Source organism: Pontibacter ummariensis (assembly GCF_900188175.1).
GTDB lineage: Bacteria > Bacteroidota > Bacteroidia > Cytophagales > Hymenobacteraceae > Pontibacter > Pontibacter ummariensis.
The window spans coordinates 68,835-90,505 of the sequence record NZ_FZOQ01000006.1 but is presented as its reverse complement, the minus strand read 5'-3'; the positions used below and the strand labels follow the sequence as shown (position 1 = coordinate 90,505).

Genomic DNA, 21,671 nt, shown 5'->3' with positions numbered 1-21,671 from the left:
CGCACCATAGTGCCCGCAGCTAACAACCCGGTTCATACAGTAGTGGTATTTGTACGAATTACATTAAGAGTTGTCCATATATTAACCTATACTTTATTGAATACTACTGATTTAGGCACTCCCTTTTTACGCTGCTACAGATGATGCTGACAACAGCAATTAACTACATGCAGACAGCTTTGCCCTGCTGCTGCGACATTAAAAAAGCACTTCCTCACAGATCTTCCTCCGTGTTCCGGACGCCATTCACTCACCCCTAGCCAAGTAAAGAGGGCTTTCACTTTGTTAGGAGAAAATCAGTATCTTTGAGATGAAAACTCAAGCCTTGCACAAGGCGCAGTTTGCGATGCTGTAATCACATGGCCGAAGCTGTATCCACGGAAATGAGTGCGTATTTAAACCAGCAGCATGATTATTAAAGAAGCAAAGTTTTTGATGAGCAATACCCGTGTAGAGGATTGCCCGGCCCCAAACAAGCCGGAGTACGCTTTTATCGGACGCTCAAACGTGGGCAAGTCGTCTCTTATCAACATGCTGACCGAGCAGAAAGGCTTAGCGAAAACTTCTTCCTCCCCCGGAAAGACACAACTGATCAACCACTTCCTGATAAATGACTCCTGGTACCTGGTAGACTTACCCGGGTATGGCTATGCCAAGGTAAGCAAAGGAGAAAGAGAGAAGTGGAAGAAAATGATCAATTTCTACTTCCAGAAGCGTGAAAACTTAGCCTGCGTATTCGTGCTGATCGACTCGCGCCATGAGCCGCTGAAGCAGGACCTGGAGTTTATTAACTATTTAGGAGGCATGGGCTTGCCTTTTGTTATTGTGTTCACCAAACTCGACAAACAATCAGCGGTCAAGACGGACTCAACCATCGCCGCCTACCAGCGTAAACTGCTTGAAACGTGGGAAGAGCTTCCTCAAATGTTTCGCACATCAGCTGAAACGAAGGCAGGGCGCGACGAGATCCTGAATTTTATTGACGAAGTAAACATACAGATGCAAAATCAGTAGCCGCCTGTATCAAGGTCTGCATCTCTGCCCGAACCATAGCTCCCCATAACATCTAAACTTAATATTTACCCTTTATGAAAAGAAAATTCTCCTTTTTGTTTCTTTTATTTGCTTTGATGGCCGGCACCGTGGCCGCTCAGAACACAGAGACAAAGCAAGCTGCCCCGCAGCAGGAAAACAACGTGTGGGTGCCAGAGAAAGTCGTTCCGGTAGCCGAGCACTATGACGGGGGCCAGGAGGCCATGTACAAGGCTATCTACGAGGAGCTGAGCTACCCGCCTATGGCCAAACGTCACCGGGTGCAGGGCGACTGTATCATAGGCTTTACAGTGAATGAAGATGGGTCTACCTCTAACTTTAAGGTAATCCGCACCCAAGGTGCCGGCACAGGTGAAGAAGCCCTTCGTGTGGCCAAGCTGCTTAAATTTAAAGCCCCGGGCTACCGACTGGATGCCAGCATCCCAATTATGTTTAAATTATAACCACCAAATGTTTATTCTTTTATGCCTATTGATTTAAGACAAATTGCAGCCATTTCTGGCATGAGTGGCCTTTACCGTGTGGTAAAGCCAACGCGTACCGGTGTTATTGTGGAAAGCTTGGAAGAGAACCCAAAGACGCTGGTCGCACAGGCGCGGCACCGCATGTCATTACTGGATGAGATTTCTATTTATACTACTGATGAAGAAGGTACTGTGCCCCTCGCCGAAGTGTTTGACAGAGTTCACCAGAAGTATGGCAGTGACCTGCCCCTGAGCGAAAAGCCAAGCAACGAGGATTACAAAAGCTTTATGTATGACGTGCTGCCCAACTTTGATGAAGACCGCGTGTACGTATCAGACATGAAAAAGCTGGCGAACTGGTACCAGATCGTGAACCAGCACGTGGGCTTTACGGCACAAGAGCAAGCAGAAGCTTCTGACTCGAAAACAGACGAAGGCAAAGAAGAACAAGCATAACCATTACGAAAATACAAAAAGGCCCTTCCCTCCAGAGGGGCTTTTCTGTTTCCGCAGGCGCCTCCAAACTCCAAGCTTATGCCCTATTCACCTGCCATTGTTACAAGTGCTACAAACCACCTCCAGCGGGTTTTTGACATAGAGAACCTACCTGGTCAGGACCTGGAAGCCCTGCAGTACAAGCTTGCCCGGGTGGTGTTGCACCTGCTTCACTCGGACCTGAACCGCTTGTTACACATCCTGTATCGCATTGATGTGGAAGAACATAAAGTTAAAGAGGCCATGGTGGCTGACGATCCGGAAACTATAGCGGAGCGAATTGCCCGGCTGATTATAAAACGGGAACTGCGGAAGGCCGAGATACGGGACAGGTACCGGCAAAGGTAAAGGCTGGAACTCCTCCCTGGTATGGATACAGAAAAGCGAAGGCAGCGAGGACTTATCCTCGCTGCCTTCGCTTTTTCACAGTATGTGGTGCTTTATTTTGAAACGATGCCTTCTTCCACTTCAACCTCCTTTAAGAAGGCTTCCGCTTTATCCACCATCTTTGCCGAGCCGATTAGCAGCGGGCAACGCTGGTGCAACTCTTCCGGTTGCAGGTCCATGATGCGCTTGAAGCCGGTGGTAGCCTTGCCCCCCGCCTGCTCAATGATAAAAGCCAGGGCATTGCACTCGTAAATCAGGCGCAGCTTTCCACTTGGCGCTTTATTCGTCGGAGGATACATGTAAATCCCGCCCTTTAGCAGATTCCGGTGAAAGTCTGCTACCAGGGATCCAATGTAGCGGGCAGAGTAGTTCTGGTCTTTGCAGTAGTTCACGTAGTTCTGGATCCCCTCCGGAAAGCTGTTCATGTTACCCTCGTTACACGAATAAGTAGTGCCGTCTGCCGGCGTGGTAATATTGGGGTGCGACAGGAAGAACTCGCCTAGAGACGGCTCATACGTAAAGCCGTTTACCCCGTGCCCCGTGGTGTAGACCAACATCGTAGAGGATCCATAGATCACATAGCCCGCCGCCACCTGCCGGGTGCCCTGCTGCAGGCAATCCTCCATTGTACCGTTAGAACCTGTCTCGGACTTTCTCCTGTAAATAGAGAAGATCGTCCCGATTGATACGTTCACGTCGATGTTGGAGGAACCGTCCAGCGGGTCTATTGCCACGATGTACTTGCCCCGGTGGTTACCGGTCTGTATGACGTCATCCTCCTCTTCCGAGATGATCGTGCACACCTCCCCCCCGTTCCGCAAGGCCCGTATAAAGCGGATGTTGGCGATGACATCCAGTTTTTGCTGCTCTTCCCCCTGTATGTTCTGGTTTCCGTAGGCACCTGTTACATCCAGCAAACCGGCACGGTTAATTTCCCGGTTTACGATTTTTGCCGCGAGGGCTATGTCGCGTAGCAGTTGCGACAGCTCTCCTGTCGCGAAGGGAAACTCTTCCTGTTTCCGCATGATAAACCTGTCCAGCGTAGTGCCAACAGGGAGTGCGAGTTTGTCGTTCATACGATTGATTTTGACCTATATAGAAAAACATTGATTTTGGGCATTCCGGCGAACTATGCCTACTTTTACGGAACTTAAGCTAAGACAGGATGAAAGTATATAAATTTGGTGGTGCATCGGTAAAAGACGCCAGCGCGTTCCGCAACCTGGCCAGCATCGTAAGAACACAGGGAGGTGAAAGGCAATTGTTACTGGTGGTCTCCGCCATGGGTAAAACCACCAATGCTTTAGAGCAGGTCATGGACCTGGCCTACCAACAGAAGGACTTTCAGCAGGAGTACACGCAACTAAAGGACTATCACACGGGCGTATTGCAGGAGTTGTTCCCACAGCAGCATCCGGCACACGAAAGGCAGGAGCACTTACTCCGTCTCCTGCTACAGGACCTGCAAAGCATGGATCCTTCCGGTGAGTACGACCAACTGTACGATCAGATTGTTAGCTACGGCGAGTTGTTGTCTTCCTCTATCCTCCACTACTTCCTGCAAGAGCAGGGGCTACAAAACAAGTGGGTGGATAGTAGAAAGTACATCCGAACAGACAGTAGCTGGCGCGAGGCGAAAGTAGACTGGGTGAGCACAGAGCGGCAGATCAAGCAAGACTTACCCGCTGTTTTAGAGCAGGAACTGGTGGTGACGCAGGGCTTCTTGGGAGGCACACCTGAAGGCCGCACGACGACCCTTGGCCGCGAAGGCTCTGATTTTAGCGCCGCTATTTTTGCCTACGGACTCGATGCGACAGAGATGTGCATCTGGAAAGATGTGGAGGGGCTGTTAAACGCTGACCCGAAGTATTTTCCGGACACAGTGCGCTACGCGGAGATCTCTTACCAGGAAACCGTTGAAATGGCTTACTACGGGGCCTCTGTTATACACCCCAAAACGATCAAGCCCCTTGCCAACAAGCAGATTCCGCTCCATGTTAAGTCTTTCCTGAACCCAACAGGGGCAGGCACCAAGATCTATAACTGCCGGTTCGATAAACTGGCTCCGGCCTATATCATCAAAGAAAACCAGTGCCTGGTTTCCTTCGCCGTTAAAGACTTTACTTTCGTTTCTGAGAAAAACCTAAGCACTATTTTTGGTGTCTTATCCGAACTGCGGATTAAGATAAACCTCATGCAAAACTCCGCTATCTCCTTCTCTATCTGCACCGACTTCCATGCGGAGCGCTTACACCGTCTGATGCAAAGACTGCATGACCAGTTTGTAATTCACTATAACACCAACCTGCGTCTTTTTACCATAAAGAACTACACAACAGAAAGTATAACGAAGCTGATGGATGCAAAAGAGATACTGCTGGAACAACGGACTCGCACAACTTTTCAGTTTGTGAGCAAATAAGCGACTGCATCTTTTTAAAATATTTTGGCTTTTATGCAATATAATTTTTTGCATATTCAATATGTTATTTTTATTTTACATGTAACAAACGTAATATTGTGTCTTAAGCCCTATTTACTTGCCCATGCAAGCAGCTGAAAAAGTCACCCCGTTATTTCTGCTTAAGCTAAGTCTGTTATTTGTGCTTCTGCTTATTGGTTTTATGTACAAACCGCAGGAAATCATGCATATAGACCGGTCTATTCCGCTTTTAGTAGCCCCTCCAACAACCCCGGTTGATAAGCCCATGGACCAGTATAAGAATGTACATGAGTTATATTTTAAGATTGCGCAGGGCGAAGCTTCCCGCTCAAGACCTATTTGACTTCTGCTAATATTGTCATCATTCTTTGCTTGCCCTCCACAAAAAGGGCATTGCTTACCCCTGGCCTTACTGGCTGTACTTCTCCCTCCCCCCTTCTTTGGTTACCTTCAGCACACGTTTGGCATTGCCTCTACAAGCCCCTCTCCCAAGCTTGATATCAATCATAAAAGGAAGCAGCTTAGGTGTTCTGCCTAATCGTCCTCATTTAAAAGCTTTCGTTGTTTAGCGGCGACCTTTTTGCTCTGTAAAAAAATCTGTTGTAGCTTTGCATAAATTCCTAAACAGGAATTTTTCTTAGTTAGATAGATGCAGCAAACTAACCGTCAGTACTTACGAGAGCGCCTTTTGCAAAATAGCCTGAAAGCTACGCACCAGCGGATTGTTGTGTACGAAGCCCTGACGGAGCTGCATGGGCACCACCCAACCGCTGAGGAAGTGTACCAGCACTTAAAGCCTGCCAACCCCAGCATCTCCTTAGGCACGGTGTACAAAACCCTCGATACCTTTGTAGAGGCAGAACTTATCCGGCGGGTACTTTCGGAAGAGGGAGGCAAGCGCTATGATGCGAACACAATGGTGCACAACCATATCTACTGCAGCAATACCAAAGAGATCATTGATTACGAGGATGCAGAACTGGAACAGTTACTGCAGGACTTCTTCAGAAAACGAAACCTGGAGAACTTCGAAATCAAGAGCTTTTCGGTGCAATTAACGGGCAAAAAGGTAGTGCCCGAAAAACAGATCAGCATTTCACGAGTATCTAAATAGATTTTAAACTTTTAAATTAATTTTAAATGGCAGTATTAGTAGGAAAAAAAGCGCCTTCTTTCAAAGCTACGGCTGTAGTAAACGGTGAGGATTTTGAGGAAAACTTCTCATTAGAGCAGTATGTAGGCAAGAAGCATGTGCTGTTCTTCTTCTACCCAATGGACTTCACATTCGTGTGTCCAACTGAGATCCTGGCTTTCCAGGACCGTCTGGCTGACTTCGAGCGCAAAGGTGTTGCCGTTGTTGGTTGCTCTACAGACACACACGTATCACACTTTGCCTGGCTGAACACGCCTCAGGACCAAGGTGGTATTCAGGGTGTAACATACCCTCTGGTTGCTGACGCGGCTAAGACAATCGCTCAGAACTACGACGTTTTGGCTGGTCACTACGACTACAATGAAGAAGGTGAAGTAACTTTCGTTGGAGAGCCTGTAGCTTACCGTGGCTTGTTCCTGATCGACAAAGAAGGTGTGGTACGCCACCAGGTAGTAAACGACCTTCCACTAGGCCGCAGCATCGACGAGGCACTTCGCATGGTAGACGCCCTGCAGTACTTCGAGGAGAAAGGCGAAGTTTGCCCTGCTAACTGGGAAGAAGGCAAAGAAGCCATGCAGGCTACAAAAGAAGGTGTTTCGAACTACCTTGCAAACAGAAACCAGTAAGCACAGCTTGCTTATAAATAACAAAAAGGCCCCGGCAATTGCCGGGGCCTTTTTGTTATTCAATACTGTCCTCTAAGCAAGGGTAAGGTGCAGCACCTGAAAGAACCTCCCGTAGCAGGTGCTGCATCAAACTTTATCTCCACCACCTCCACGCCGGTCTTTCTTATCATATCGTTAATGGGCTTACATAAAGGATGATCGCGGCTGATGACCTTATCCTGTGACAGGGACAGAATGTTTGTTGCTAACTCCTGCTGCTGTGCTTTATCTACTTTAATCAGTTCGTACACGTCTGTTATCTCCCTAGGTACCGCTTCAAAGCCTTCCTCATAAATCAGAGCAGCCTTCTCTCCTACGGGGTTAAACATGCAATCCAGGTGCAGCACGTTTTCTCCTTCTGCCAGCGCCCGGGCCTTGATGGGTACGATATTGAACACATCCCCAAACTGCTCTTTCAGAAACTCTACCCCCTCCTGGTTTGTCCGCTGCGACACCGCTACAAAGATGTTTCCTTTATCAATCAGGATATCCCCTCCTTCTATAAAACAGGTAGGCGAATCGGGAATGATGATATTCGGCTCGCTGTCGGGGATATGGTGCAGGTAGCGAAAAATACCGGCGCTCTCGTAGCGCCGGCTCCGCTTTACCATATTGCACAGCAGAAACTTCTCCCCGATCACCACGCCAATATCGCGGGGTGTGAGCTGGTCATACACAAACTTGCCTACATAATCCGGCACCAGCACCTCTACGCCCGCCTCTGTCAGCACATTTCTGAAGTTCTCGAACTCCTCCTTCAGCTGTTCGCGTGGAGGCAGTCCTGTCTTTTGCTCCTCGTTTACCAGCTCCGCATAAGCGGGAGACTCATTGTAGTTTTCGTATCTACCGATAATTACCTTTTGCAGTGTATCTGTCTCGCTGTGTTGCTGTATCATGCAGGGTTCTAGAATTAACAAAATGTTGGCAGTGCCACAGGTGCAAAAATAACGCCTAAGTATCGAAATGGGTGTATTTATACTGCTGCCACGCCTTCTGTCAGACAAAGACAGCTGATCCCACCGCAATGCCTTATATTTGCACGATAACATGGTCTGGCTGGCAATGCACGTTACCGGTTGTTTTGCGGCCACTGCAAGTACGAAATTTGAAGTTACTTTACGATATCGGCCTGACGGCATACAAATCAGCCCTAAAGCTGGCAGCACCCTTTAACCAGAAGGCCAAGCTCATGCTGCAGGGGCGCGAGCACCAGCTGGAGCGGCTGCAAGAAGCTTTACGTGGCCACAAAGCGCCTGTCGTGTGGTTCCACTGCGCCTCTTTGGGAGAGTTTGAGCAGGGCCGCCCGGTAATAGAGGCCTTTCGGGAGGAGTTCCCGGCCTATAAGGTACTGCTTACCTTCTTCTCTCCTTCCGGCTACGAGGTACGCAAAAATTACACAGGCGCAGACTACATCGCTTACCTGCCGCTGGACAGCGCCTCTAATGCACGGCGCTTTTTAGATGTGGTACAGCCAAAACTGGCCGTGTTTGTGAAATATGAGTTCTGGCACTATTACCTGCAGGAGCTCCAGCAACAACGTGTTCCGGCACTCTCTATATCGGCTATCTTCCGTCAGGAGCAGGTTTTCTTTAAACCTTACGGGGAGTTTTACCGCAACATCCTGCGCCGCTTTACCCACGTTTACACACAGAACCAAAGCTCTCTGCAGCTACTTCAAAGCATCCACATCACCCAGGCAAGCGTTGCCGGGGATACCCGCTTCGACAGGGTGCTGCAAACAGCCGCCTCTGTAAAGCAGATCCCGCTTGTGGAGGCATTCGTGCAACAGCAACCGGTCTTTATGATAGGCAGCAGTTGGCCTGCGGACATTGATGTTCTGTTGCCGCTCATCCAGAAGTACCGTGCCTCCATAAAGTTCATCATTGCCCCGCACGAGGTGCAGGAACAAGGCATTGTGCAGCTTATGAAAGCTTTAGGAGGAAAGGCTGTTCGCTTTTCCAAAACGACGGCGGCGGACGCACCCCAACAAGATGTACTGGTTATCGACAACGTTGGGATGCTGTCTTCGCTCTACCGTTATGGCACCTATGCCTACGTTGGCGGGGCCTTTGGGAAAGGCCTGCATAACACCTTAGAAGCAGCCGTTTTTGGACTCCCACTTTTCTTTGGGCCTAAGTACGAAAAGTTTCAGGAGGCAAAAGACCTCGTAGCGCTACAATGTGCCTTTCCTATTCAGGACGCAGAGGAGCTGTTGGCCGCCTTTGAGCAGGTACACCTGGAGGCAGGAGCCAGACAAAAAATAACCGATACCGAAAAACGATACGTAAAGAAACAGGCAGGTGCCACGAAGCGGATAATAGCTGATATGAAAAGCCTGATAAAGGAAATCGCATGAAAGGAGTTGTAGTAAAATCGACAGGGTCCTGGTATCTGGTACGTGATGAGGAGGGAAAACTGCACCGCGCACGCCTGCGGGGCAAGTTTAAGATTAAAGGCCTGAAGGTAAGTAACCCCCTGGCTGTGGGCGATAAGGTAGACTTTGAGGTGGAGGAAAGCGGGGACGACACGGCTGTTATCAACCAAATCCAGGACCGTGAAAATTATATCATCCGGCAGTCGACCCATAAATCGGCCTTCTCTCATATTATTGCAGCCAACCTCGACCAGGCCTTTCTGATCGTTACCCTGGTTTCACCGCGTACCTCCTTCGGCTTCATCGACCGTTTCCTGGTTACAGCTGAGGCCTATGATATTCCGGCCATGCTAATTTTCAATAAAACGGACCTTTACGATGAGGACGTTCAGGATTACCAGCGCCAGATCAGCCATATGTATGGAGCGATAGGTTATGGTAGCCTGCCGGTATCGGCTAAGAACGAAGAGGGGATTGAGGCGATCCGGGAATTATTACAGGGGAAAACCACACTCCTCTCCGGCCACTCCGGTGTTGGCAAGTCCTCGCTCATCAACCTGCTGGTACCGGACCTGGAGCTGAAGACATCGGAAATCTCTGACTTCTCAGATAAAGGGGTACACACCACCACCTTTGCCGAGATGTTTGAGGTGAATGAGGATACCTTTATTATTGATACCCCCGGGATAAAGGAACTGGGCATCGTAGACATTCCGCCGGTAGAGTTAAGCCATTTCTTCCCCGAGATGCGCGAACGCCTGAACCAGTGCCGGTTCAACAACTGCACCCACTTTAATGAGCCAGGCTGCGCCGTGATCGAGGCCGTACGCCGTAATGAGATCTCCCTGAGCCGTTATGAAAGTTACCTGAGCATGCTGCACGGCCAGGATAACAGGAAATAGTTCCGCCATTTAGACAAAAGGGAGCGGCAGGTCTGTGTAGACACCTGCCGCTCCCTTTTTAGGCCTATTCGTTATAGTGTGTCGGTTAATTCTCGACCGTCAGTACTTTGTCGACCACGTGAATCACGCCATTATCGCTGATAATACCGCCCTCCACTACTTCTGCTCCGTTAACCATTACATTCCCACCGCGTTTGGTGACTGTTAATCGCTCTCCTCCAACCGTATTAAGCGTAGTAGCGTCCAGCAGTTCGGCATTCGTGATCGCCCCCGTTACAATATGGTTATTCAACAACTCCTTAAGGCGTTGCTGGTTTTCCTCATCCGTCAGGTTCTCCAGCACACCCTCTGGCAAAGACTCAAAGGCTTCGTTAGATGGGGCAAAAATGGTATAAGGTCCTGTACCTGCCAATACATCCACTATCTCTCCCTTTCTGATTAGAGAAGCGAAAGTAGTCAGGTTCATATTAGAGGTAATGTTCTCTGTGATCAACTGCGTCGGCATCATGGTATGTCCGCCTATAGCCGGGTCTGTCATACGTAGGTCTGCCTCATCATCAGGTGCTGCGTGGGAAGGCGGGTCGAGATTGTCGCGCATGTTGGGGTCATTGTTCTCCTGCTGCATCTCGTTTTCAACTGCGTCTTCCGGAGAGCCACAGCTAAACAGCATGGTCAAAGCAAAAAGCGCAGCTCCAAAAGTAAATAATCGGGTTCTTTTCATAGTTTGTGTTCGTCGTGCTTAATTAAACGTAAGTTTTATAAAGCTTAAATCGCTTTGGCTCCCTAAAAAGAGCCATCTCCCTTTCTTAAACTATAAATTCCGTACTTTTGTTATCCACATTGTTTTAACGCATAACCGAACAAACCATGAAAACTGCAGAAATCCATACTGGCAAAGGTGTGATGAAAGTCGAGTTTTATGAGAAAGACGCTCCTAAAACAGTACAAAACTTCATAGATCTTGCAAAGAAAGGCTTCTACGACGGCCTTACCTTCCACCGCGTTATTCCTGATTTTGTGATTCAGGGTGGCTGCCCGAACACGCGCGAAGGCGCGAAGGGAGTACCAGGTACAGGCGGACCGGGCTACAAGATCGACTGTGAACTGACAGGCGAGAACCAGTACCACGACCGGGGCGTGCTGAGCATGGCTCACGCCGGCCGTAATACAGGAGGTTCCCAGTTCTTCATTTGCCACAGCCGCAAAAACACTGCGCACTTAGACCGTAACCATACTGTGTTTGGCAAAGTGGTAGAAGGCGACGAGGTGATCGACAAGATCAAGGCGAACGACAGAATCGAAAAAGTTGTCGTGAACGAGGAATAGTATACCCTACCACTTCTCAACGTTCTATCAAAAGCCGCTCTTAGAGCGGCTTTTTTCTTTACTACCCTTCTGCCACGATGCACTTTTAGGAGGTACTACAGCAACTTTCCAACAATAATCCTGCTTCCTGAGTATTTATGCGTAATTTTAGGATAGAGCGATTCGGTGCCTATTGGGAATTCCTGCTTTGCCTGTCCCGGCTTTTTAGTACCATGCTCCCGTATAACCCTAAGCTTACATGCATATTCGGGTAGAGCCACCATGCTTTGCCCCTGACCTTAAACTACGTATGAAAAGACTTGCTTTACACTGGCGGATCCTGATCGGCATGGCCCTCGGCGTGCTGTGGGGTATAGCAGCCAGTTCCCTCGGTCTTATTGAGTTCACACTCGACTGGATCAAGCCCTTTGGCACCATTTTCATCAACCTGCTCAAGCTCATTGCCGTACCGCTGGTACTTGTCTCCCTGATCACGGGCGTGTCCAGCCTCAGCGACATCAGCAAACTCTCCCGTATTGGCTCTAAAACCATTGGCATCTATCTCATGACGACAGTAGTTGCCGTGGTCATGGGCTTGGTATTGGTAAACCTGACGGAACCGGGCAAAGCTTTTTCGCCGGAGAAGCGGGAGGAGTTCAGAGAGGAGTTTGCTTCTACTACCACCCAAAAATCCACAGATGCCGCCGCTGTGGAGGGGCAAGGGCCACTACAGCCTCTGGTTGATATCGTACCGGCAAACATATTCGGTTCCTTAACAAACAACGGGGCCATGCTGCAGGTCATTTTCTTTGCCTTGCTCTTCGGCATCGCCCTCATCACCATACCGCCCGACAAGGCCGCCCCTGTGAATGACTTCTTTGAGGGGGTGAACCTGGTTATCCTGAAGATCGTGGACTTTATCATGCAAACGGCCCCTTATGGTGTGTTTGCCCTGTTAGCAGGCCTGGTGGTGGAGTTTGCCGGCGAAGACCCTAACGCTGCCTTAGAGTTGTTACTGGTTCTTGGCTATTATTGCCTGGTAGTGATAGCCGGTCTGGCCATCATGATTTTCGTTGTCTATCCTGCCCTTGCCGTATTGGTAGGGAAAACCACCTATAAGAAGTTCTTCGAAGGAATCTTCCCGGCACAGATGCTGGCCTTCTCCACCTCCTCCAGTGCCGCTACCTTGCCGGTAACCATGGAGTGCGCCGAAAAGAACCTGGGCATTAACCGGGAAATCACCAGCTTTGTGTTACCGTTGGGCGCCACGATTAATATGGACGGTACCAGCCTTTATCAGGCTGTGGCTGCCGTCTTTATTGCACAGGCTTATGGCATAGAGCTCGACATCATGGCGCAGATCGGTATTGTAATGACCGCTACCCTCGCCTCAATTGGCGCTGCTGCCGTGCCTGGCGCCGGAACCGTGATGCTCGTAATCGTACTGCAACAGGCTGGTATCCCGGTAGAGGGGATAGCCCTCATACTGGCCCCTGACCGTATCCTGGACATGATCCGCACTACGGTAAACGTGACAGGCGATGCTACGGTATCCATGATGGTGGCACGCACCGAAGACCAGCTGCAACCGCCTAAAGAGACAGCAAGAGTATAGCATAGGCAATAACCCCGAGCGCAAAGGCCCAGTAGCGGCTTTTGCGCTCTTCGGGTAACTCTTCCTTCAGCACGTTCAGAATTACGCCTCCTCCTATAAAAGACAGTACCAGCACTATGATCGTGTGCGATACTTCTATCAAATAACCAACGCTCCAGCCTCCTATAAGCGCCAGTACCAACAGCCAACGGCCGTACTTCCTGTACCTGTAGCGGTAATGATCCATCAGGCCAAAGTCGTTAACAATAAAGTGCAGCGCCATGGCTACGGTAAACAGGATTAGCTTGCGCAGCGGCCCCTCTTCTCTATAAAAAAGGATATAACCGATCAGGGCGTTGTACACGGCAAAGGAAGCTATGTGAAGCCAGAAAAGTCCTGGAGAGGGCACATACACCCCCTCCTCCTCTTTGTTTTCCTTCTTTGAATCTATCACCGAACGCTCTAACCCGAAGAACACAGTGAGACCAAGTAAGGCCATGATGTACACGTGATGGCTCAGAAATCCCTCCCCCGGAAAAGCCTGCTCTATATGCTCCTGTCCTTCACTCAGCTCAGGAAACAAATGCAGAAATACATAGGCAACAGAGCTTCCTCCTGCTGCTGATAGCCATATACTACGTGGTACGCCAGCCCAAAACCGTAGTCTCGTTCCAAAGAAATGTATAAAGGCCAGCACCAGCACCGGCCATATCGAAACATGTTGCACCATGTTAAAGGCTACTTGAATTAGACTGTCCGGGTTTTTAGCACAACAGGACTTTAACCGATAAACAATCTAATCCGGTGAGGCTATAAGTGCACTTCCTGTAAATTTTAGTACATTTAAGTAAACATCCTCAAGAACTTCCTCTCAAAAGAAAACTATGCGTGATTCGTACCTGAAGCAAAGAGAGCCGTCCAAGCCCTGGACCTTCTTCGCCTTAAGTTTTGCCTTCTCCTGGGTTGTTTGGGGAGCTGTGCTGGCCGTCCCAATGCCGGAGAGCCTTCTCCTGCCAGTTATCATTCTGGGCGCCTTTGGGCCAACCTTCGCTGCTGTTTTCCTGGTTCAGGCCTCCTCAGATAAGGAGACAAGGGGCGACTTTTGGAATAGAGTCCTTAGCTTAAAGCGCATAGGCTGGAGGTGGTATCTGTTTATCTTTCTCTTTTTTCCGGCTATCTACCTTCTGGGCTACTATGTCTACTCTTTCTTTGGCGGCTCCCAACCTCCCGTAGAGAGCTTGTTCAGTGGGCTCGAAACACCTGCGGATGCGCTGATTTTTGCACTGATCATGATCTTGGGTGGACCTGTAGCGGAAGAGTTAGGCTGGCGCGGCTATGTGCTGGACCCACTGCAGGAAAAGTGGGGAGCATTGAAAGGCAGTGCCATACTAGGCTTTTTCTGGATATGCTGGCACTTGCCGCTGTTCTTTATCGAGGGCACCTCGCAGCATGCCAAAGGCTTTGGCTTTCAGTTCTGGTCCTGGTCTTTTCAGCTGGTCTTCCTTTCTATCGTCTTTACCTGGGTTTATAACAACACGAACAGAAGTATTTTGGCGGCAGTACTGCTGCACCTGATGGCCAACATGGCCTATCCTGTTAACCTGGAGCCTGTCGGAGAGGCCATCTTCACAGTAATCCGGTTACTGATCGTACTAGCCATTGCATTCGCCTGGCGGCAAAAGCCTTCGGTCAAAAAGCAACTGATAAGGGCATAGGGCGACCATAAACAGGAAACTAGCCTGCCTGTTTGCCAGTAATAAGGGCTAAAGCGAATTACTCTTCCCCGGCATTTTAGAATTGAATTGTTACTCGTTGATGATGGATTTACATAGCTATAAACAGAGCCTGTCGGCTAATACACCTCCCGTCAATACGTCTGTCTACCTACAGGCCTTATGGTATGAGGCGAAAGGGAACTGGGATAAAGCACACGAGTTAGTACAGGACCTGCCGGACAAAGAGGCTGCCTGGGTACATGCGTACCTGCACCACAAAGAAGGCGACACCTGGAACGCTGACTACTGGTACAGCCGGGCGGGCAGAAAAAGGCCGGCTGTTTCTTTGGACAGAGAGTGGGATCAGATGGCGGAGGCGCTTTTACAGCAATAAAAAAGGCAGGAGCTTAACACTCCTGCCTTTCTACTTAAAAGCCACCAAACGTTAGTAGTTGTCGTCATCGTCTTCCTCGCCAAAATCCGGCATGGTAAACATCCCACTAAGCAGGTCCTTAAACTGTAAGCCGGTGCTGAGGCGATTCTTGCTGAGCTGGCTGTGCTCTGCTAGGCCATGCAAGGCGAACTCCATCATAAACAGCTTCTCGTCTCCTTTCGCGTCTGGCTGATATTTCTCTACCAGCTCCTTTAGGCCGGGTACGCGCTGCAAGGCCTTCTTATAATCTGCTTCGGAAGCATCGCTCAATATGTCCACAGTGTTACCATCCCCGAACCAGTCTGTCACCGTTTTATAAGGGTTGCCTTGTTTCGACTTCTTACCCTTGTCCGGATCCGGGAAGTAGTTCAGGAACTGAGTACGGATCGCTTTGCCCATGAGTACCTGCGCCACATGGCCCGCTCCCTCCTGCTCGCCCTCGTACACCAGCTCTACTTTACCGGTAACTGCAGGAATCGTATTCAGAAAATCAGCAACCCGCACATACGTAGCACTTTCTCCATTTAGCAGGGCCCTTCGCTCTGCGGCACTTAGCAGGTTTTCAAAGGCAGAAATGGTCAGTCGGGCAGACACCCCGCTTTTGGCATCCACGTACTCACTCTCCCGGGCCTCAAAAGCCACCTGCTCTATCAGGTCGCGGATAATGTCGTTCGTTTGCACTACCTCGCTTTGTCCGGCTTTCACTCTCGCCTCCTGGCTGGTGATCTTCTTCCCTGTCTCGATGCTCTTCGGGTAGTGCGTGATAATCTGGGAGTCGATACGGTCTTTCAATGGCGTTACGATGGAACCACGGTTTGTATAATCTTCCGGGTTGGCCGTAAATACGAACTGTATGTCCAGGGGCATGCGTACTTTAAAGCCACGGATCTGGATATCGCCCTCCTGCAGAATGTTGAACAACGCCACCTGGATACGCGCCTGTAAGTCCGGTAACTCATTGATGACGAAAATACCGCGGTGCGAACGAGGGATCAGGCCAAAGTGAATCACCCGCTCATCAGAGTAAGGCAGCTTCAGGGTAGCGGCTTTAATGGGGTCCGCGTCCCCAATCAGGTCTGCTACAGACACATCAGGCGTGGCTAGCTTCTCGGTATAGCGCTCAGAGCGATGCAGCCAGCTAATAGGGGTATCGTCGCCATGCTCGTGCACCTGGTCCTTGGCATAACGCGAAAGCGGCTGCAAGGGGTCATCGTTCAACTCAGAACCCTTCACTACAGGAATGTACTCATCCAGCAAATCTACCATCTGCCGGGCAATTCGAGTCTTGGCCTGTCCGCGCAAGCCAAGCAGGTTCACATGGTGCATCGACAGGATCGCACGCTGCATGTCCGGGATTACGGTTTCCTCATAGCCCCAGATACCCGGGAACACCTCTTCTTTGTTCTGCAGCTTTTTGATCAGGTTCTGACGCAGCTCCTGCTTAACTGACTGTGGCTCATAGCCAGCTGCTTTCAGCTGGCCCAGGGTTTTTATCTGTAATAATTTCTCGGAAGGAATGTTCTTATATTTCATTTTGTCTTTTTCTGTTCTACTCCTTTGGCTTCGGTTGTGGCTCCCTGCTCAGGAATAACTGCTATGGCGCAGGTACGTCTTATCAAAGTTATCACCTTAGTAAAACATAAATACTTGCATACTTCTTAAAACGTTTTTCTACGGTTCTGCTTGTAATCCCGGAACACAAGGTGCCCCAAGCCTTTCAGGCTGCTGTAGTAGGCTTGGCCGTTGTTTACCTGTGTAAACTCGTCAACAAACTGTTGCAGGTAAGGGTCTGAGGCGATCATAAAAGTCGTGATCGGGATCTTCAGGCGCCGGCATTGCGCAGCCAGGTTCAGAGTTTTGTTCACCACCTTGCGGTCCAGCCCGAAGCTGTTTTTGTAATAGCGCAAACCCTCTTTTAAGCAGGTGGGCTTTCCGTCCGTGATCATGAAGATCTGCTTGTTGGGCGTCTTGCGCTTGCGCAGGATGTCCATCGCCAACTCCAGCCCTGCCACCGTGTTCGTGTGATAAGGCCCCACCTCCAGGTAAGGCAGGTCTTTGATTTCTATCTGCCAGGCATCGTTGCCAAACACGATCACGTCCAGCGAGTCTTTCGGAAACTTCTGCTTCACCAGCTCCGCGAGGGCCATGGCTACTTTTTTAGCCGGTGTAATACGGTCTTCGCCATACAGGATCATGGAGTGCGAGATGTCAATCATGAGCACAGTAGCCGCCTGTGTCTTGTGCTCCGTCTCGGTTACCTCCAGGTCCTGCTCGGTTAAGCGCAGGTCGCCGATGCCGTGATTTATCTGGGCATTGCGCAGCGAGTCCGTCATGGAAATCTGCTCCAGCGCATCCCCGAAACGGTACTCCCGCCGGTCGGTGCTGGCCTCATCGCCAATACCTGTGTGCGGGGTGGCATGGCTGCCTTTGCCTCCTTTCTTCAGTTTCCCGAAAATTTCTTCTAAAGCACTCTTTCGGATGCCCTGCTCGCTCTTGGCCGTCAGTGTAAAGTTTCCCTGTCGCTGCGGGTCTTCATCCAGATAACCCTTTTTGCGCAGGTCTTCTATAAAGTCGCCGATGCCGTACTCACCACTGGTCAAATTATATTGCTTGTCGAGCGAACTGAGCCAGTTCAATGCCTCCCCAACATCTCCGGAGGTAATGGTGACCAGTTGCATAAAGATTTTCAATAGTGATTCGAACCCCGGCTTGTCGTCCTGGGGTGGTACATATTCTGAAAAACGGTATCCTAAAGACATAAAGTAAAGTGCTTTGTGAGGTATAACAGTGCAGGCCGCCACATTGTTCGGGAAAGGGCTTAACGCCTCCTACATGCAATAATTTAGAAGATAAAGCCTAAGAATTCAACATTTATCCAACAGCCCTAGTAGAACTAGGATATCACAAACTATAAAACGTAATAATTTATGAAAGCGATATGGAATGCCGTAGTGATTGCAGACAGTGATCGTACCGTAGAAGTGAATGGCAACCACTACTTCCCACCGAACAACGTAAACCCGGAGTACCTGGAGGAGAGCCGCACGCACACCGATTCTGAGTTAGGCGAGGCGACGTATTACCACGTAAAAGTACACGGCGACGTGAAGCTGGACGGGGCCTGGTCTTACCCAGACCCGACAGACGCAGGCAAAGAGGTCAGGGGATATATTGCGTTCTCGAAAGAGATAAAGCTAGAAGAGTAACGAAGTGCTAGGGAAAAGAGCCCTATATCAAAGGCAAAAAGCAGGAGGGGAGCCGATTTAATGGCTCCCCTCCTGCTTTTTATATCAATTAATTTTTAGGTGCTGGTTTGTCTACCGGTCTGCAATCCAACGGAACTTGTATTCCAAAGAAGGAACACGCATGCGGTCGGCTACACGCTTCAGGCGGTTTGGCAGCGCCATCACATAATCACGGGCGCGCTCACCAGCTTCGTTCAGGCCAGTCAGTCCTTCAATCTTCCACTCCTTGATCAAGCCATCCAGAATGTCGGTATAATCGGCAGAGGTGTACACCCCAATGCGTTGTGCGGCATCTGTAAAATGACCGAACGTTTTCCCCAGGTCCACACCCAGTTCACGCATGTAGTGCGCTGGCATCACGATCTTTTTGCGCATCATGTCCTCAAAAGCAAGCATCATTTCGTTCGGATCGGCCTCAAATATCTTGCTTACAAAGGCTTTGTAGGCTTTGGCATGTCGGGCCTCATCCGCTGCCACATGGCCGCAAAGCTTGGCCAGCATGTTATCTCCCTGCTTTTTAGCAATCTGTGCTACGCGGCGGTGCGAAATGTTCGTTGCTGTTTCCTGAAAGCTGGTGTACACAAAAGAGCGGTACGGGTCATTGTCCGTCTGCAAGTCAAAGCCATCAGCCAACAGGTACTGCGTAGAGGCTTCCATCTCGCGCATGTTGATGCGACCACTCAGAAACAGGTAACGGTTCAGCGCATCACCATGTCGGTTTTCCTCGGCAGTCCAGCTGCGGTTCCACTTCATCCACGGGCCGTTTGGGTCTTGCGGCAGGCCATCGATCGTCATCAGCCAGCTTTCGTACGTCGGCAATGCTTCTTCGGTAATGGTGTCCCCTACTAGTACAGCCAACAGGTCATAACTTAAATCACGGGCACGTTCCCGCAAGTCCTTGAGCTCGTCAAAAAAATTATCCAACGTGCTATCAGGCAAAAGATCAGCAGGTTGCCAACTATCTTCTACTGACTTAAGAAACTCTGAGAGCTTTTCACCCACAAAGTCTTCCATCCATCTGATTACTTCTATTCGGGAGGCAGTCGGTGCTGTGATCATTCTGTTTTGGTTGATTAAAAGTCAAATATACTTATTAAAGCGAATATAGCTGCTCGGCAGATTAATAATTTAACAAGGTCCGTACAGGAAACCCTAATTAATCTGTTAAGCAACTTATACTTACGAAAAAAAAGGAATGAGTTATGCGGATTGAAGAAAATATAACAGAAGTATCAGAAAAAGAGTGCAATTAATTTTATTTTCGGAGGTGATGGTACCATTTCCGAAGGAAACTCAGGTTGATATTCTGGCGGTTTAGCTGCCTTAAAAGCTGGTATAAAAAGGGTAATTTTCCCTGTTTTTGTAAAAGCGAAAACAGCTGCTCCGCCTCCTGATAATTGCAGGTAAGGTAGGCATGCCTGGCCTCATATTTAAGGCGCACGGCCAGGGCCTGCCTTTCTTCCTCTGTTAGTACCAGTCGCGCTGCCTTTTCACACACCTTCACGGTGGAGGAGAGTAACTTATTCCCTACTTTGTACAAGCCCTGAGAGAGCGATCGCTCATGCACGCGCCGCAGAGTCGTGACGCGGTTCAGGTAAAAGTATTTGTACTTGCGCGACGACCTCACCCAAAAATCGAAGTCCTCATAAGCCAAGGCTTCGTCATAGCCCCCCAGGTCCTCAAACACCTCCCGCCGCATCATCATCGTTGGCGGGCAAATAAAATAGCGCCGCAAAATATCTTTAAACACATCGCCAGACGGCACTTCCGCAGCCACAGTCCCATCCTGGTGCCGCTGATAATGATAACCCAGGTGAGCAGAAGCGTCGGAAATATATGCCGCATCGGAGAAGACCACGCCATAACTTTTATCGAGCTGTTCGAAGGCCGCCACCTGCTGGGCTACCCGCTCAGGCAACAGCACATCATCCGTGGCAAAATCAAGGAGGTACGCCCCCCGGCTGGCCCTCCATCCGATGTTAAAAGCTTTTGTGTTCCCAACGTTCTGCCCGGTACTGATAAACTTTATCTGCGGGTACTTGTCCAGGTACTCCTGAATGATGGCCACGCTATCATCCGTACTGCTATCGTCCACTACCAGTATCTCCACGCTCGGATAAGTTTGCGCCAGCACCGAATCCAGCGCCTCTCGCAAGAATCGTTCATGGTTATAGCACAGGCAAATGATGGAGACTAAGGGTAGTTGGTGCATCTGCGAAGGTACTAAGAAATTAAGCAGACTGGAAGGCTATGTTCATATCACGCTGTACAAGCCAAGGATCATGTTATTCTCCAGTTTGGACAAATTATAATTGAATGTATGCTTATCTTCTAAAGAACTTTCGCACTACGTCTACCACCCTCTCCTGCTCCTCCGCCTGCATTCCCGGAAACAGCGGCAGGCTAAGGCTGGTGCTCGCTAAGTCCTCCGCTACAGGTAAGTCGCCTTGCTTGTAACCTAAAAACCCGTAGGCGGGCTGCAAGTGCACGGGCACTGGGTAATGAATAGCTGTTCCTATGCCCTGCTCCAGCAAGTGTTGTTTCAGCTTATCTCGTGGAGCGGTCCGGATGTTAAAGACGTGGTACACGTGGCCACAGCCTGGAGCAGTGTATGGGAGCATCAAGCCGCCTACATCCTGAAGTTCCTGCAAATATACCTGGGCCAACTTTTGACGGGCAACGTTCAGTTCATCCAGGTGTTGTAGCTTTACCCGCAGCACAGCTGCCTGCAGCTCGTCCAGGCGCGAGTTCACCCCTACCAACTCACTCCGGTACTTTTGCACCTCACCGTAATTGCGGTATTTCCGGATAAATTCTGCCACTGCTATATCATCCGTAACCACGGCACCGGCATCACCCAGCGCCCCCAGATTTTTGGTAGGGTAAAAGCTGAAGGCAGCGGCATCCCCAAAGGAGCCAGCTTTCTGCCCCCGATAAGTTGCACCATGCGCCTGGGCAGCGTCCTCCACTACCGACAGGTTATGCTCCTGTGCCAGCTCAAGAAGCGGCGCCATGTCACATACCTGCCCGTATAGGTGCACAGGCAATAAGGCTTTTGTCTTTGAAGAAACAGCTTTCGCCGCTGTCCTGATAGTAAGGTTATAGGTATGGGCATCAGGCTCTACCAAAACCGGCTTCGCCCCTACCTGCAGTATAGCATTTACAGTGGCCACAAAGGTATTAGCGGGCACGACCACTTCGTCGCCAGCCCCTATCCCCACACCTTTTAAAGCGAGTACCAGGGCATCGTAGCCATTGCCGACACCTGCTGCATGCCCTACTCCGATAAAACGCGCAAAGGCCTCCTCAAAGGTCTTTACTTGCTTGCCTAAGATGTAATGCTTGCTCGCCACCGCTTCCAGCAAAGCAGCTTCCACAGCAGCTTCTAAACCGGCTGGGTAACCTCTGAACTGAAAATATGGGATCGACGCCATACGGAAGAA

Annotated in this window: 24 protein-coding genes; 15 read left to right on the top strand and 9 right to left on the bottom strand. The window is 49.9% G+C overall.

Features of this window, described 5'->3' with window-relative positions:
* Positions 1–408 precede the first annotated feature (408 nt).
* From yihA to CHB92_RS08365, 4 genes are all read left to right on the top strand, one after another.
* A complete protein-coding gene (gene yihA / locus CHB92_RS08380) occupies positions 409–1,014 on the top strand; it encodes a ribosome biogenesis GTP-binding protein YihA/YsxC (RefSeq protein ID WP_089318742.1) in 606 nt (201 codons plus the stop codon).
* A 74-nt stretch (positions 1,015–1,088) separates the two neighbouring features.
* Positions 1,089–1,496 carry an energy transducer TonB gene (locus CHB92_RS08375; RefSeq protein ID WP_089318741.1) on the top strand — a complete coding sequence of 136 codons (408 nt, stop codon included), beginning with the start codon at positions 1,089–1,091 and terminating at the stop codon, positions 1,494–1,496.
* 21 nt (positions 1,497–1,517) lie between these two features.
* Positions 1,518–1,973, top strand: a complete 456-nt coding sequence (locus tag CHB92_RS08370) for a DUF5606 family protein (RefSeq protein ID WP_089318740.1) — start codon at positions 1,518–1,520, stop codon at positions 1,971–1,973.
* Positions 1,974–2,051: 78 nt separating this feature from the next.
* Positions 2,052–2,360, top strand: coding sequence for a hypothetical protein (locus CHB92_RS08365; protein WP_089318739.1), 309 nt, complete (start codon positions 2,052–2,054; stop codon positions 2,358–2,360).
* A 92-nt stretch (positions 2,361–2,452) separates the two neighbouring features.
* Here CHB92_RS08365 and fbp read toward each other — a convergent pair whose 3' ends face one another.
* Entirely contained in the window at positions 2,453–3,475 is a 1,023-nt protein-coding gene (fbp, locus tag CHB92_RS08360) for a class 1 fructose-bisphosphatase (protein ID WP_089318738.1), read from the bottom strand.
* A gap of 89 nt (positions 3,476–3,564) precedes the next feature.
* Here fbp and CHB92_RS08355 point away from each other — a divergent pair, with 89 nt between their 5' ends.
* The 4 genes from CHB92_RS08355 (at position 3,565) to CHB92_RS08340 (ending at position 6,621) form a co-directional block, all read left to right on the top strand.
* Positions 3,565–4,821, top strand: a complete 1,257-nt coding sequence (locus tag CHB92_RS08355) for an aspartate kinase (RefSeq protein ID WP_089318737.1) — start codon at positions 3,565–3,567, stop codon at positions 4,819–4,821.
* 223 nt (positions 4,822–5,044) lie between these two features.
* Positions 5,045–5,185 (top strand): hypothetical protein, encoded by a 141-nt coding sequence (locus CHB92_RS25780; protein ID WP_179222990.1) that lies wholly within the window; start codon positions 5,045–5,047, stop codon positions 5,183–5,185.
* Between the two features lie 306 nt (positions 5,186–5,491).
* Positions 5,492–5,956: a Fur family transcriptional regulator gene (locus tag CHB92_RS08345; protein WP_089318735.1), complete on the top strand. Its 465-nt coding sequence runs from the start codon at positions 5,492–5,494 to the stop codon at positions 5,954–5,956.
* A gap of 26 nt (positions 5,957–5,982) precedes the next feature.
* Complete coding sequence (locus tag CHB92_RS08340; RefSeq protein ID WP_089318734.1) at positions 5,983–6,621, top strand: peroxiredoxin; 639 nt, start codon at positions 5,983–5,985, stop codon at positions 6,619–6,621.
* 59 nt (positions 6,622–6,680) lie between these two features.
* On the opposite strand, the gene CHB92_RS08335 is transcribed toward CHB92_RS08340, so the two are convergent.
* Positions 6,681–7,556 carry a dimethylarginine dimethylaminohydrolase family protein gene (locus tag CHB92_RS08335; RefSeq protein WP_179222989.1) on the bottom strand — a complete coding sequence of 292 codons (876 nt, stop codon included), beginning with the start codon at positions 7,554–7,556 and terminating at the stop codon, positions 6,681–6,683.
* 209 nt (positions 7,557–7,765) lie between these two features.
* Between CHB92_RS08335 and CHB92_RS08330 the strand changes: the two genes are divergently transcribed.
* Together CHB92_RS08330 and rsgA are read left to right on the top strand one after the other, a co-directional pair.
* Positions 7,766–9,016 (top strand): 3-deoxy-D-manno-octulosonic acid transferase, encoded by a 1,251-nt coding sequence (locus CHB92_RS08330; RefSeq protein WP_089318894.1) that lies wholly within the window; start codon positions 7,766–7,768, stop codon positions 9,014–9,016.
* Positions 9,013–9,936: a ribosome small subunit-dependent GTPase A gene (gene rsgA, locus CHB92_RS08325; RefSeq protein ID WP_089318733.1), complete on the top strand. Its 924-nt coding sequence runs from the start codon at positions 9,013–9,015 to the stop codon at positions 9,934–9,936. The genes CHB92_RS08330 and rsgA overlap by 4 nt, the downstream gene beginning before the upstream one ends.
* Before the next feature lie 85 nt (positions 9,937–10,021).
* Here the strand turns inward: rsgA and CHB92_RS08320 are convergent, their stop codons facing one another.
* Positions 10,022–10,657, bottom strand: coding sequence for a fasciclin domain-containing protein (locus CHB92_RS08320; protein WP_089318732.1), 636 nt, complete (start codon positions 10,655–10,657; stop codon positions 10,022–10,024).
* 146 nt (positions 10,658–10,803) lie between these two features.
* On the opposite strand from CHB92_RS08320, the gene CHB92_RS08315 reads away from it, so the two are divergent.
* Positions 10,804–11,262 (top strand): peptidylprolyl isomerase, encoded by a 459-nt coding sequence (locus CHB92_RS08315; RefSeq protein WP_089318731.1) that lies wholly within the window; start codon positions 10,804–10,806, stop codon positions 11,260–11,262.
* Between the two features lie 289 nt (positions 11,263–11,551).
* A complete protein-coding gene (locus CHB92_RS08310) occupies positions 11,552–12,856 on the top strand; it encodes a dicarboxylate/amino acid:cation symporter (RefSeq protein WP_089318730.1) in 1,305 nt (434 codons plus the stop codon).
* On the opposite strand, the gene CHB92_RS08305 is transcribed toward CHB92_RS08310, so the two are convergent.
* The gene (locus tag CHB92_RS08305; protein WP_089318729.1) at positions 12,834–13,565 is read right to left on the bottom strand and encodes a hypothetical protein; all 732 of its coding nucleotides are present in this window, start codon (positions 13,563–13,565) and stop codon (positions 12,834–12,836) included. The two genes, CHB92_RS08310 and CHB92_RS08305, sit on opposite strands and share 23 nt — an antisense overlap.
* A 154-nt stretch (positions 13,566–13,719) precedes the next feature.
* Here CHB92_RS08305 and CHB92_RS08300 point away from each other — a divergent pair, with 154 nt between their 5' ends.
* On the top strand, positions 13,720–14,550 hold the full coding sequence (locus tag CHB92_RS08300) for a CPBP family intramembrane glutamic endopeptidase (RefSeq protein WP_089318728.1): 831 nt from the start codon (positions 13,720–13,722) through the stop codon (positions 14,548–14,550).
* Positions 14,551–14,650: 100 nt separating this feature from the next.
* On the top strand, positions 14,651–14,944 hold the full coding sequence (locus CHB92_RS08295; protein WP_308701843.1) for a hypothetical protein: 294 nt from the start codon (positions 14,651–14,653) through the stop codon (positions 14,942–14,944).
* Between the two features lie 51 nt (positions 14,945–14,995).
* Here the strand turns inward: CHB92_RS08295 and CHB92_RS08290 are convergent, their stop codons facing one another.
* Both CHB92_RS08290 and CHB92_RS08285 read right to left on the bottom strand, forming a co-directional pair.
* Positions 14,996–16,516 (bottom strand): sigma 54-interacting transcriptional regulator, encoded by a 1,521-nt coding sequence (locus CHB92_RS08290; protein WP_089318727.1) that lies wholly within the window; start codon positions 16,514–16,516, stop codon positions 14,996–14,998.
* Positions 16,517–16,641: 125 nt separating this feature from the next.
* Positions 16,642–17,742, bottom strand: coding sequence for a vWA domain-containing protein (locus CHB92_RS08285; protein WP_089318726.1), 1,101 nt, complete (start codon positions 17,740–17,742; stop codon positions 16,642–16,644).
* Positions 17,743–17,910: 168 nt separating this feature from the next.
* On the opposite strand from CHB92_RS08285, the gene CHB92_RS08280 reads away from it, so the two are divergent.
* Positions 17,911–18,189 (top strand): DUF427 domain-containing protein, encoded by a 279-nt coding sequence (locus tag CHB92_RS08280; RefSeq protein ID WP_089318725.1) that lies wholly within the window; start codon positions 17,911–17,913, stop codon positions 18,187–18,189.
* A 111-nt stretch (positions 18,190–18,300) separates the two neighbouring features.
* On the opposite strand, the gene CHB92_RS08275 is transcribed toward CHB92_RS08280, so the two are convergent.
* The 3 genes from CHB92_RS08275 to CHB92_RS08265 all read right to left on the bottom strand — a co-directional run bounded on the left by CHB92_RS08275 (position 18,301) and on the right by CHB92_RS08265 (position 21,662).
* A complete protein-coding gene (locus CHB92_RS08275; RefSeq protein ID WP_089318724.1) occupies positions 18,301–19,287 on the bottom strand; it encodes an acyl-ACP desaturase in 987 nt (328 codons plus the stop codon).
* Positions 19,288–19,483: 196 nt separating this feature from the next.
* Positions 19,484–20,440 (bottom strand): glycosyltransferase, encoded by a 957-nt coding sequence (locus tag CHB92_RS08270; RefSeq protein WP_089318723.1) that lies wholly within the window; start codon positions 20,438–20,440, stop codon positions 19,484–19,486.
* 112 nt (positions 20,441–20,552) lie between these two features.
* Entirely contained in the window at positions 20,553–21,662 is a 1,110-nt protein-coding gene (locus tag CHB92_RS08265) for a DegT/DnrJ/EryC1/StrS family aminotransferase (protein WP_089318722.1), read from the bottom strand.
* Positions 21,663–21,671 lie beyond the last annotated feature (9 nt).